Source organism: Rossellomorea arthrocnemi, from assembly GCF_904424705.1.
Lineage (GTDB): Bacteria > Bacillota > Bacilli > Bacillales > Bacillaceae_B > Rossellomorea > Rossellomorea arthrocnemi.
Window position 1 is genome coordinate 83,823 of sequence record NZ_CAJGBF010000001.1, and the last position, 12,083, is coordinate 95,905.

Annotated in this window: 12 protein-coding genes; 3 read left to right on the plus strand and 9 right to left on the minus strand. The window is 43.8% G+C overall.

Annotated elements, in window-relative coordinates; translation table 11 throughout:
* Nucleotides 1-179: 179 nt before the first annotated feature.
* The 9 genes from BAA9072_RS00455 to BAA9072_RS00495 all read right to left on the minus strand — a co-directional run bounded on the left by BAA9072_RS00455 (nucleotide 180) and on the right by BAA9072_RS00495 (nucleotide 9,329).
* The gene (locus BAA9072_RS00455) at nucleotides 180-2,396 is read right to left on the minus strand and encodes an ABC transporter permease (RefSeq protein ID WP_201712730.1); all 2,217 of its coding nucleotides are present in this window, start codon (nucleotides 2,394-2,396) and stop codon (nucleotides 180-182) included.
* Nucleotides 2,396-3,097, minus strand: coding sequence for an ABC transporter ATP-binding protein (locus BAA9072_RS00460; RefSeq protein WP_201712731.1), 702 nt, complete (start codon nucleotides 3,095-3,097; stop codon nucleotides 2,396-2,398). The genes BAA9072_RS00455 and BAA9072_RS00460 overlap by 1 nt, the downstream gene beginning before the upstream one ends.
* A 2-nt stretch (nucleotides 3,098-3,099) precedes the next feature.
* On the minus strand, nucleotides 3,100-3,723 hold the full coding sequence (locus tag BAA9072_RS00465) for a TetR/AcrR family transcriptional regulator (protein WP_201712732.1): 624 nt from the start codon (nucleotides 3,721-3,723) through the stop codon (nucleotides 3,100-3,102).
* 137 nt (nucleotides 3,724-3,860) lie between these two features.
* On the minus strand, nucleotides 3,861-4,517 hold the full coding sequence (gene thiE, locus BAA9072_RS00470) for a thiamine phosphate synthase (RefSeq protein ID WP_201712733.1): 657 nt from the start codon (nucleotides 4,515-4,517) through the stop codon (nucleotides 3,861-3,863).
* Nucleotides 4,514-4,651, minus strand: coding sequence for a hypothetical protein (locus BAA9072_RS00475; protein WP_201712734.1), 138 nt, complete (start codon nucleotides 4,649-4,651; stop codon nucleotides 4,514-4,516). Before BAA9072_RS00475 ends, thiE begins: the two co-directional genes overlap by 4 nt.
* 20 nt (nucleotides 4,652-4,671) lie before the next feature.
* Nucleotides 4,672-5,460: a hydroxyethylthiazole kinase gene (thiM, locus tag BAA9072_RS00480; protein WP_201712735.1), complete on the minus strand. Its 789-nt coding sequence runs from the start codon at nucleotides 5,458-5,460 to the stop codon at nucleotides 4,672-4,674.
* 162 nt (nucleotides 5,461-5,622) lie between these two features.
* Entirely contained in the window at nucleotides 5,623-6,195 is a 573-nt protein-coding gene (locus tag BAA9072_RS00485) for a cysteine hydrolase family protein (RefSeq protein WP_201712736.1), read from the minus strand.
* Between the two features lie 185 nt (nucleotides 6,196-6,380).
* Nucleotides 6,381-7,826: a protein adenylyltransferase SelO gene (locus BAA9072_RS00490; protein WP_201712737.1), complete on the minus strand. Its 1,446-nt coding sequence runs from the start codon at nucleotides 7,824-7,826 to the stop codon at nucleotides 6,381-6,383.
* Nucleotides 7,827-7,934: 108 nt separating this feature from the next.
* Nucleotides 7,935-9,329, minus strand: a complete 1,395-nt coding sequence (locus BAA9072_RS00495; protein WP_201712738.1) for an amino acid permease — start codon at nucleotides 9,327-9,329, stop codon at nucleotides 7,935-7,937.
* A 160-nt stretch (nucleotides 9,330-9,489) separates the two neighbouring features.
* Here BAA9072_RS00495 and BAA9072_RS00500 point away from each other — a divergent pair, with 160 nt between their 5' ends.
* The 3 genes from BAA9072_RS00500 to BAA9072_RS00510 are packed head-to-tail and all read left to right on the plus strand — an operon-like array spanning nucleotide 9,490 to nucleotide 12,007.
* Nucleotides 9,490-10,395: an ABC transporter permease subunit gene (locus BAA9072_RS00500; RefSeq protein WP_201712739.1), complete on the plus strand. Its 906-nt coding sequence runs from the start codon at nucleotides 9,490-9,492 to the stop codon at nucleotides 10,393-10,395.
* A complete protein-coding gene (locus BAA9072_RS00505; RefSeq protein WP_201712740.1) occupies nucleotides 10,392-11,417 on the plus strand; it encodes an ABC transporter permease subunit in 1,026 nt (341 codons plus the stop codon). The genes BAA9072_RS00500 and BAA9072_RS00505 overlap by 4 nt, the downstream gene beginning before the upstream one ends.
* Nucleotides 11,414-12,007, plus strand: a complete 594-nt coding sequence (locus BAA9072_RS00510; protein ID WP_201712741.1) for a hypothetical protein — start codon at nucleotides 11,414-11,416, stop codon at nucleotides 12,005-12,007. The genes BAA9072_RS00505 and BAA9072_RS00510 overlap by 4 nt, the downstream gene beginning before the upstream one ends.
* Nucleotides 12,008-12,083: the final 76 nt, after the last annotated feature.

Here is a 12,083-nt window from a genome sequence, read left to right on the forward strand (position 1 = left end):
AGACGTGGTACCTGTCGTGAAGGTGAATCTTGCTTCAACTGTGGAAATAAAATCGAGATAAGAGTGGCCAGCTTCAAGGAGGCTCTATTATTGTCCTGCTTCTCAAGGAGTTGAATAATAACGAAAAAAAGGGTACGTGCATTCTTACTTAATGCCACGTACCCTCAAACTAAACGTTTTTATTCCGTACTCCTGTTAATCGCTTCTTTCATGGAAATCCCTTTCAATTTTCGATGATTCAGCCACAGGGATACATAGTACGAAATTATGATGATGATAAAGCTGATGAGGACACTGATCCAATCCAGCTTTACAGGAATTGTTACATTCATCTCTGCGGTGATCGAATTCATAAAGGCTGAAATAGACAGGAGCGTCACGGGTATACCTGCCACATACCCAAGTATGATAAACCAAATATTGTAACCGATCATCATGTTCATGATTGTTTTCTCCCGATAACCAATGACTTTCATGAGTGAAATTTTGAATGAATTTTCTTCAATTAATAAAGAAATCAAAATATAGATGATGATGACAGCAATGATTGCAGCAACAAAGGCGATCCCCGCTACACCATAGTTCAACGGCTTGATCATTTCCTTGAATCCGTCTATCGTATCCGAGGATTTGGTTGTCGACACGAGTTTTTCTTGAGGTAGCATGAGTTCTTTTTTTGAATACACCTCTGTATAACTACCTGAAGGATAGTCATTTAATTGGTTGAATTTCGCCAGTGGCATATAGATCATATTTCCAAGATATGATTCTGCGATGTGATCAATGGTGAGAGTGAAGGATTTGCCTGTTAATTCATTTGACACATGAATGGAATCTCCTTTTTGAACCCCTAATTTATCTGCGAGGGATTTATTCATGATGACTGAATTGAACCTGAGCTTTTCCCCCCTGGAGTCCACTAACCGAATCGCTGTATTATCTGGCTTAAGGCCCGTGATCGTCACGCTCTCCCTGTCTATTGTAAATGGCGCCACCGCTCCAATTTGCCCCGATTCAGGCTCTTCGGTCTGTGGAGCTTTGAATAAATAGCTATACTCATAGTCGTACACTTGTTGAAAATTATCAGTCACCAGGTATTCCATCGAGTTTTTCGTGACAAATCCGAATAACAATAATAATGTGGCAAACATTACACCGATGATCAAAAAGAGTGCCCTGGGAAGGTTTCTCATGATTTCCCTCATCACGAACTTCCTCCGGAACGGCAGCTTCCTCAGTTTAAGCAACCGCTCCAGTCTGCTTACTTTCACCTTTTGTTCCCCACCTTTAATTAAACTCACAGGTGGAATCTTTAAGACACGGTAAACCAAGAAATAGGTTAACGGAATGAACAGAACTAGTGGTAACAATAGGCTCGTGAGTAAATAAATCACATGTGGTCTCACTTCTAATACAGGCAGATTATAATAAGCCGCAAATGCTGACAATAATGGGTGCAGAAACCCCCAGCCAAGGATCGTTCCCACCACACTTCCTGTGATGGCGAGAATTCCGGCATAGGAAAGATAATGACGGATAATTTCATTTTTCCTGTATCCGAGGGCATACAATGTGCCGATCTGTACATATTCCTTTTTCATTAAGCGCCACAGCAAGATGAGAATGATCACCATGCTAATGAACAAAATGCCTATTGGAAGAAATTGTCCCATCTTTTTGACGCCGGCAATATCCCCTTTGATGAAGGAAATCCGATTATTATCTTTTTTATCCGTCCATTGAATGATGGAATTTGTTTGATTGATTTGCTTCTTCAATTCTTCTGGGGAGGTATCGGAAAGACGGATACTATAGTAACTCTGATTGTCTTCCCACTTTGATAAGACAGATTCTTTCACGACTGCTACACCGAAGGCATCAGGGTTTTTCAGGAAGCCCGATTCTTCTTTTAGTGGATAGATGTAATCCGGGATCGCCATGTATCCTGAGACACGGAAAGTTTCCCCTCCCAGTTCAACCTCGTTTCCTATCTCCATGTCATGAGCTTTGGCGAAACCTTTATCCACTAAAATATCGTGATACGACGATAGCTTATCACCTTCCACGATAGTGGCAAGATTAATATCATCCGTCTCATCCAGCACCCTCAGAATCGAATCCTTGCTATATGAAATATCAGCTGCCAACCTTTTTTCGACTTTCACTCCACTCTGCTTTTCAATTTCTTCGATATCGTTTAATGGCTTTTGTGTAATAAAGTAAGCATCTTCTACCTTATTTTCCTTGAAGAATATGTGTAGATTTTCAATTAGATTCGCACCAGCTGCAGTAAACGAGTAAAATACAATGGTGCTGATTACGATCAGAAACCAAGCAGAGAAAAACTGCGCTTTCTTTTCCATAATGGTCCGAAAGAGTTTTTTTCGAAGAGGCATCACCACTCAACCCCTTCAGCGGAGATTTGATGTTCATTGACCAAGTCGGATTCAATTTTCCCATCCTTTAGTGTGATGACCCGGTTCGCCATGTTTTGGATCGCTTGATTATGTGTAATGATGAGGATTGTTGTGTTAAACTCTTTATTCACTTTCTCAATCAGCTGCAGAATTTCTTTTGATGTGCCGGAATCCAAAGCTCCCGTTGGTTCATCACATAATAATAGTTTCGGAGCTTTCACGACGGCACGGGCGATCGATACTCGCTGCTGCTGCCCACCGCTTAATTCACGAGGAAAGCGATCCTCCATCCCAGACAATCCAACGGCATCAATAACCTCTGGAATTGAAAGTGCCTTGGGACTGATATTCGCCGTCAATTCGATATTTTCATAGACCGTTAAATTAGGGATCAGATTATACATTTGAAAGACAAATCCAACTTCTTCCCTTCTATAATCCACGAGATTACGATCATTTAATTGGGTGATATCCTTCTCATGGATCTTGATACTTCCGGAATCAATCCCATCAATGCCGCCAATAGCATTCAACAAGGTGGATTTCCCCGAACCGGAGGGGCCAAGAATGACGACAATTTCTCCCTCTTCTACTTGTATGTGTATATCCGTCAGGGCTTGAAAGGTGGTTTGGCCGCTTTGATAGGTTTTATGAACTCCATCGATACTCAAGATGCTCATCTTCATTCCTTCTTTCCCGGTTTTATTTTCCCAACAAATAAAAATCCTATATGCCTCGCCAGCTGTTCCTTGTACTCTTCGTGACTCATGGATTCGCTATACATGTAAAAAATCGTATCCGACATGGCTGCACTATAGATGGCATAGGCCGCTTCCTGTGGGTCAACCTTGACGAGAAAACAATCGGAATGGTTTTCAATCATAAACATGATCCATTTCATCATCTCTTCATCAATTCCGAATAATCCCTGTCTCAGGCGGATGCTTTCCTCCACTTCCTCCGTCATCACGTGAAACAGTTCACGCCAAAACGATTTCGGATAGTGTTGAAAAAATTCAGCAAAGCCATGCATGGCTCCAATCACACTCTCTACTAAACCACCTTCATTCTCGTATGGATCATCGAGCCCCCCCTTCATCTCCTCGGCTTCTTCTGTGAAAATGCGGAGCAGCAATGATCCCTTAGATGGAAAATAATTATAAATGGTCCCTGTCCCGACTCCTGCATCCTTTGCAATTTCAGCCATCGAAGCCTGTTGAAACCCTTTCTCAGAAAAAATATGCTTCGCCGCTTCCATAATGTTTTGCTGTGTTTGCCGTTTTTTATCTTCTCGTAACCCTGCCATATTGTTGCTCCTCCTAAAAAATGAACGAGTTCATTTATGAATATATTCATATTTTAGTTGGTATTTTTTTGAATGTCAAATAAGGCCTGCCCAACACATTATTGAGCTAACGTGTTGGGCAGGCCAGGGTATGCTATTTATCGGGTTGGATTCACTGCTCTCTTCAGCTCTTTCGCCGCATCTGTGATGTGTTCTGCACCCGATATGGATGAGATCACCGAGATTCCATCTGCACCAGCATCGATGACTTCTTTGGCATTCATTGCACTGATACCTCCAATCCCTACAATTGGGATAGGAATATCGTTTGTGCGAAAGCTTTTTATAATATCCAGTCCATGAATTTTGACCGTATCGTCTTTTGAAATCGTAGGATAAATAGGGCCAAGCCCTAAGTAATCCGCCCCATCGGCAATTGCCTGCTGCGCTTCTAGCAGTGTATGGGTGGACACCCCGAGCCATTTGTGACCGATTTTTTCCCGTACGATACTTGCCCGTTCATCTTCCTGACCGATATGAACTCCATCAGCCTCAAGGGCTAGTGCCAATTCCACATCGTCATTTATAATAAAAGGGATTTCTGCATCCTTACATATCTTTTGCAGTTTTTCTGCAAATTTCATCTTTTCCTGTCCTTCTAAGGCACCGACCCCTTTTTCCCGGAATTGAAAGAGGGTTATGCCCCCTTCTATTGCCTGTTGTAACACATAAATCGGATCTTTCAGGCAATTTGCACTTCCCATAATAAAATAAAGAGTAAGAAAATCCTTTAATTGCTCCCGCCTATTTATCATTTGTTAACACCTGATACAGTCTCATTATAAGCATATCGATTCGTAGGAATATGACCTTTTCCAAGGGGATTTTCAAAGGCTGCCTCTTCTCCACTATTTGAACCTGCTTTTGTTAATGCCTTATATACAGTCATGATACTAACTCCCTTTCCCTTTAGATTTTCTCTACTTTCGCAAGTGCAGCATCCTCTTCACAGATGGAGGAAAGGTGGTCGATGAATTCAATTTGAAAACTTCCAGGACCCATATTTGACGTGACACCGGCTGCTTTTTCTGCTGCTATTCCATAAACAGCAACTGCAGCTACAGCCGCTTTTAATAGATCTTTCTCAATGGCTGCAAACGCACCGATGACCGATGATAATAAACAGCCGGTTCCGGTGACCTTCGTCATTATCGGATGACCATTCGCTACTATATAGGTTTCTTGCCTACTTGAGATGATATCAGTTTTCCCTGTTATGACAACGGTACAATCCAATTGCTCTGCTACCTTTTGGGCTAATTCCACCGTGTTTCCCCCATCCAAGCCTGCGTCTACACCTTTGATTGACCATTGTTCTCCTGCAACATGAGCCACTTCGGCTGCATTCCCTCTTAAGATAGAGACGTTTACTTCATTTAGGATTTTCCTTGTCATATCGGTACGGAATAATGTGGCCCCAGCTCCAACTGGATCCAAAACAACAGGTATCCCTTTTTCATTTGCCGCTTTTCCAGCAATGATCATGCTATTGATGATGTCTGTCGATAAGGTTCCGATGTTAAGGACGAGGGCACCTGCCAACTTCGCCATATCCCCTACTTCTTCTTTTGCATAGGCCATCACCGGGGATGCCCCGATAGCCAATAAACCATTGGCCGTAAAGTTCGTGACCACTACGTTCGTTATATTATGTACTAATGGATTTTCTTCTCGGACTTTCTGAACTAAATCATACATTCTCCATTTCCCCCTTGTTATGATGAAAAAACGGGACCTGCCCTGATATGCTACTACTATAGCATATCAGGATCAGAGGGGCAGTTTCCGGAAACAATCCTTGCTTTCACTAAAAAAAGCCCACTTCATCAGTGCTGTGACTGATAAAGTGGGCTTTTCTTTTTACATTCCATATTCCTTCCGATATTCATTATGCTTCGGTTGGAATAGATCTTCATGGGAAGGTCTTACATCCGAGAAATGATCCACATTGTAATGACCTCTCAAAGCGACGTTATGATGGGCGATGATCTGTTCCGCCTTCAATGCAGATGAGTCCTTGGTGGAGTGACCATCTGACACTAGGGTGACGTCGAAACCACTTACCGTAGCATAACGGACTGCCGTATCGATACAGTATTCGGTTTGGCAGCCTGTCATCACGATATGCTCCACTTCTTTTTCTTTTAAAAACTCCAATAGCGGCGTCCCGTAAAATGAATTGGTAGCCAGCTTATCAAATGTCTCAGCATGATCCGGAACCAGCAGATCCCTATGCACCTCGAACCCTGCACCCGTACCGCCTGCAACATCCCGATCCCTGATGAAGACGATGTGGGCATCCACTTTCTTCGCCTTGTCGATCACTCCGTTGATGGTGTCGATCAGTTTTTCTTTTTGAAAGACTGCCTGTTCCTTTTCGTTTCCTTCCACTAATTCCTCCTGTACATCAATGACCAGTAATGCCTGTTTCACGTTCAAAACCCCTTTACGATTTTAATCCTCTGCCGTATGGTTGTCGTTCAATTATAATTGTCATTATAAACCGCCCCCTTTTCATCACTTTCATAATAGTTCTTCTTTAGTCCGCTATTTCCCTTTAGTAAATGTAAAAAAGCTCAAAGTATTTAACTCTGAGCTTTAAAATAATTGTCATATCGTCATGTTCCACAAAATGTTCGATACGGTCTACTCGAAGGATTTGGATGGATATAATATTCTTCCTGTTCAGAAGAATAAGCATAAGGATTTTTCAACACGGCTAGTAACCGCTCCATCATACCGGGGTCTTCCTGATCAACAGCAGACTGCAATGCTTCTTCTACTCTGTGATTCCGGGGAATGACAGACGGATTGCTGTTCTGCATGAGTCTCTGGGAAGCTTCCATCGATTCACCCTGCCTGTTCCGTCTTATCTCCCACTTTTCTTTCCATGCAGAAAATCCAGGTGTTTTGAAAAGGGCATAATCGGCATTGTCCAAGGTCAGGCTGCGGAAGGTATTAGTAAAATCTGACTGATTTTCTTCCATCAGATTAAGTAATTCTTCTGCTAGTGCACGATCCCCTTCTTCATCATTGAATAACCCAAGCTTCGACCTCATGCCATCAATCCAATGACCCTCATATAGGTTCGGAAATTCCATTACGGCTTCCTGTGCAAGCTTTAGAGATTCTTCCTGTTCGTCATGAAGGATCGGCAGCAGACTTTCGGCGAAACGGGCAAGGTTCCAGCCAGCAATCGCCGGTTGATTTCCGTAGGCATATCGTCCTCCTGTATCAATGGAGCTGAAGACCGTTTTCGGATCATACGCGTCCATGAAGGCACAGGGACCGTAATCGATCGTTTCCCCGCTGATTGTCATATTGTCCGTGTTCATGACACCATGGATGAAACCAACCATCTGCCACTTGGCAATGAGGGCGGCCTGTCGCTTAATGACTTCCTGCAGGAGGAACAGGTAGGGGTTAGGAGCATCCAACCCGTCGGGGTAATGGCGTCTCAATGCATAATCGGCAAGGGCACGAAGATCATCCACCTCTCCGAATCTTGAAGCAAATTGGAATGTGCCGACACGGATATGACTGGTGGCTACACGGGTCATAATCGCCCCCTGCTGTTTTGTTTCCCGATAGATGGATTCTCCGGTGGTAACCACTGCCAGACTCCTGGTCGTGGGGATTTCAAGTCCATATATGGCCTCACTGATCATATACTCCCGCAGCATGGGACCAAGTCCTGCCCGACCATCCCCTCCCCGGGAATAAGGGGTTCTTCCTCCCCCTTTAAGCTGAATATCGTATCGTTCTCCTCCTGGAGTAATCTGCTCGCCAATCAGTACAGCACGACCGTCCCCCAGCATATTAAAATGTCCGAACTGGTGGCCGGCATAGGCTTGAGCAAGAGGGGCGGCACCCTCTGGCACCACATTGCCCGATAAGAAACCCGCTCCCAGTTCTTTGACGTCGAGACCCAGAGACTCAGCAACCTGCTCGTTTAGAACGATCAGCTCAGGTGCGTGCACTGGTTCCGGGTTCTGACTTGTGAAAAAGACCCCCGGAAGACTTCTATAACTATTTTCGAGATTCCAACATGTTTTCTTTTCCATAATCGTCATCTCCTTCTTTTCATAAATGAAACAAAAAATCATAGACCTGTTCTATGATTTTTTGTAAAGATCCCTTTTACCTCCCTTTCATTATATCGTTCTTTTCCTCTAAAGTCCTTTATGGCCCCTTCGGACAACACCCCAATAAGAAAGATAAATCACAAGGATCAATCCTAATGAAATGAACAACCCAACCCGTTGATTAGCGTGGACCATGGCACCTGAAATCGCGAGGAGAATCAACACGATTCCAAGATATGAGGTAAAGGGGTAACCAAACATTTTAAATTCCCCATTCGAAGTATCATAGGAAGGGTGTAGCTTGATATGGGAAACAAGGATGATACCCCAGTTCAGAATCAGCATGACTCCTGCCGCAGTAGTGATGTATTCATACACTTCATTGGGCAGGAGGAAGGAAAACAGAATCGATAGTCCAAGTCCTACCGCTGTAATCATCAAGGATTTCACCGCCACTCCCCGGTCATTTTTTTCGGCAAATCTTTTCGGTGCATCTCCGTCTACTGCCAGGGAAATCATCACATTCGTGATGGAGAAGAGAGCCCCGACCATTGTAGAGAAGGCTGCGCTGATAATGATGATGTTAAAAATCGAATCAAGGAACGGAATGTGATAAGCCGAAAGCGCCGTCACAAACGGACTTTCCGATTCATTGATCTTTGTCCAGGACACCATACTCAAAACAAAGAACAAGGAAAGAACATACACGGCAACAAGTGAAAATAGAGTCCCTTTCCCCGCTTTCGGAACATCTTTTTTATCACGCAACTCATTGGAAGCGATACCGAGAACAGCAATTCCCCCGAATGAGAAAAACACGAAGATCAATGCGGCCCATGTCCCTTTGATCCCCTCGGGCATAAACGGCGAAATTCCTGCGTCCTTAGCTGAAGCGAGTTCAATGGGGGTGATGATATGAAAGAGTAACAGGGCACCGAACACGATGAATATAAGCAAAGTCGATAACTTGATCACGGCAAAAATGGATTCGATCTTCCCAAAATTGCTTGCCCCCAGTAGATTGATACCAAATCCCAACACCGCATAAAGAATGGAAAAGACCCATAGGGGGACTTGGGGAAACCAGAACTGGGTAAATGTTGATAATGCAACAATTTCACTGGACATGATCAAAATACCGGATAGCCAGTACATCCAACCAGAGACAAATCCGAAAGAATGTCCGAATGCTTTTTTCGCGTATATACGAAACGTCCCCTTTTGTGGATCATTCGTGATCATCTCCGCCAGGGCACTGAACACAAAATAAGCCGTCACGCCGGCGATAATGTAGTCGATGAGAATCGACGGTCCCGCCGTATTGATGGATAACCCCGTTCCCAGAAAGAACCCTGCCCCGATGACGGACCCGATGCCGATGAGAGAAAGCTGCCACCAACTGAGCTTGGTCCCTTTCCTTTTTTCACTTCTCTTTTTCTGCTGATGAGCAACCGTCTGAGTCAATAAATGCTCGTCTTTCATCCAACCACCCTTTCACATGTACACATACGGTTAGGTTTTTCATCAGCATCCATTACTATTCAGAGAGGCAGCATCCAGTACATTAACATTATTGTAAAAATTACAATAATTTTGAAATTTTTGTAACACAAAGATATAATAGACCTAAAAGACGTTGGGGGTGTTTCTCCTGAAAAGATTAAATGTCATTGGTCTTCCCATCCAATTCTTACTCACATGTATCGGACTATTCCTCTTCAGCGGCGCAGGTTCTTTGCTTGCATACGACAATGAGTTGGTTATCATGCTGGGAAAATACCTTCAAACCCTGCAGGAGATGGGACGTGAAATGCTTAATCCCGGCTCCATTAATATCAAAATCGGAGATCCGATGGACTATAAAAGCTACCCGATGTACCCATTGTTTTTCCAGCTGTTCGGTTATTCCTTCTCACTCTTGCTATTAGCCTTTTTTCTTGCTGGCATCATGTCTTCCCTTATAAGCTACTTGTTTATGTTTTTGCCTAAAAAAATCTATCGTATCAGCTTCCGCTTACTTGATTCACTGGATTCCCTTCCCGACGTCTTAATCATCGTATTTATTCAGCTTTTCATCATCTGGTTTTTCAAGAAAACGGATATCCTGCTGTTTGACATTTACACCCTGGGGGACGAAAAGATCTATCTTCTCCCGATCATTTGTCTTGCTATCATGCCGATTGCTTTTTTAACGAAACACTTTTTATTCCAGCTTCGGGAAGAAGAGGGGAAACCATATGTGGAGTATTCCTATTCAAAAGGTTTTTCGAAGGCATATACGATATGGGTTCACCTGTTCCGAAATGTATGGATACACTTTTATTATCATATTAAGCCGATTTTTCTTCTTATGCTTTCGAATTTGTTAATCATTGAGATTCTCTTTAACATCAACGGATTTATGAATGTGCTTCTTGACGTGTCCATTCATACACCTATCGCTTTTTTCATCGGGATGATGATGATTTACATACCCTTTTTCATTGTATTTACGTTGGGAGCCGTACTACTAAAGAAATGGCTTTCAGGCGAGGAGGTCACTTCATGAAAATTCTTACATCACTCCGTTTCTGGCTGCCACTTGGTTTTCTCCTGATTATGCTCATTGCAAGCTTCATTGTGCCTGCCTGCTACCCAGGACTTCTGGAGCCCGGTCCGCCTTATTTAAAGGATGATGCCGGAAGGGTCATTGCGGATCCCCCATATACAATGGAGGAAATGACCCCTTTGGGTAGCGATAAACTTGGACGGAATCTATTCTATTTACTCCTTGCAGGGGCGAAATATACGCTGCTGTCGGCGATCTCCATTGCACTCCTACGTATGGTCGGTGGATTCATATTCGGAATAATGTATGCTTTCCTTCCCCATTGGGCTAGACAGATGATTAAAGGAGTCGGGGATACATTCAACTTCATTCCTCTTGCCATCATTGCCTTTGTTCTCCTCACCCCTCTCCAGCTTGCCTTCGAGACTGGGGCGATGTATTCGTTCCAATTTCTACTCATTGAAATAGCGGTGATTGCCATCATTGTGATCCCTTCACTAGGGATGTATATAGGGGAAGAAATGAAGGATTATTTGAAAAATGATTTTATTAGTGTATCAAAACAAATCGGTGCAACGAAATTCTATATAATCAAGCGGCATTTACGTCCGCAGTTCAGCCGCCATGCCCTGGTCATGTTTTCAGAACAAATCTCCCAGACCCTGTACCTCCTCATACAGCTTGGGGTACTTCACATCTGTCTGGGTGGTCTGAAAACAGAAGAGTTCGGGATCATGGAGCACATACCGGAATACTTTTCTTATACAAATGAGTGGGCGGCCACGATGAGTATCAATATTCAGATGGTCTTTCTTCATACGTGGCTGGTTTTAATTCCACTTGCTTTTTTTGCGGCTTCCATCTTCTGTATCAATGAATTGACCAGGTTTTTAAAAGAGGTGCTTCTCGAGGATACACTTCCTGTCGGGATGGGAGAAGCCCCTTCCATCAAACCGGCAGCTCCTTTATACCTTGAAGATCCATTTGCGTTCACCAATCGCTCAAAGGAGGAATTCCATTGAGAAATTGGCTGTTGTGTCTTTTAACTGCCTGCCTTGTTTTCCTGACCGGATGCCGGGTTGAAATGGCGACAGAACTCCCTCAAAAGCAGACGGCGCCGTCCGGAGTCAGGATCGATATAACCGGAACTGTCCTGCTTCAAGGGAACGAGCTCATTGTAGAGGGACAATCCAATCTTCCTGAGGATAGCATCATGTTTGCCGGTCTCAAAGATTACGGTGAGTTCGAACCCTACGCCAGGGTCATTAACTGGCAGGGGGAAGAAGGGAAGGAATATGTCACGGAAAACACTGGTGTGGTGGACGAAAAAGGGAACTTCCAAATCAAAGTGGACCGGGGCAATCCGGAATCGCGCTACAAGCTCGAGGTCCTTTTTAATCCGGCCATCCAAAAATCCAAAGTCCAGGAAATCTACGGATTCTGGGGAGAAGACATCGCCCCCAACATCGGCTATCTGGATTTCGAATACAACGAAAACACCATCTCCGGGATGATCAAAGTCGCCCCCATTGTAAGCATCACCGACCCCAACGGAAATAAGGCTAAATGGAACCTGACAAACATCCCGAAAAAATCCAGGGCAATAAAATGAGGGACGGACCTCTATTTAGACCTGTAATTCTGTATTGGGTCGAGAAAAAGAGGTCCGTCCCTCTTCATACCACAAA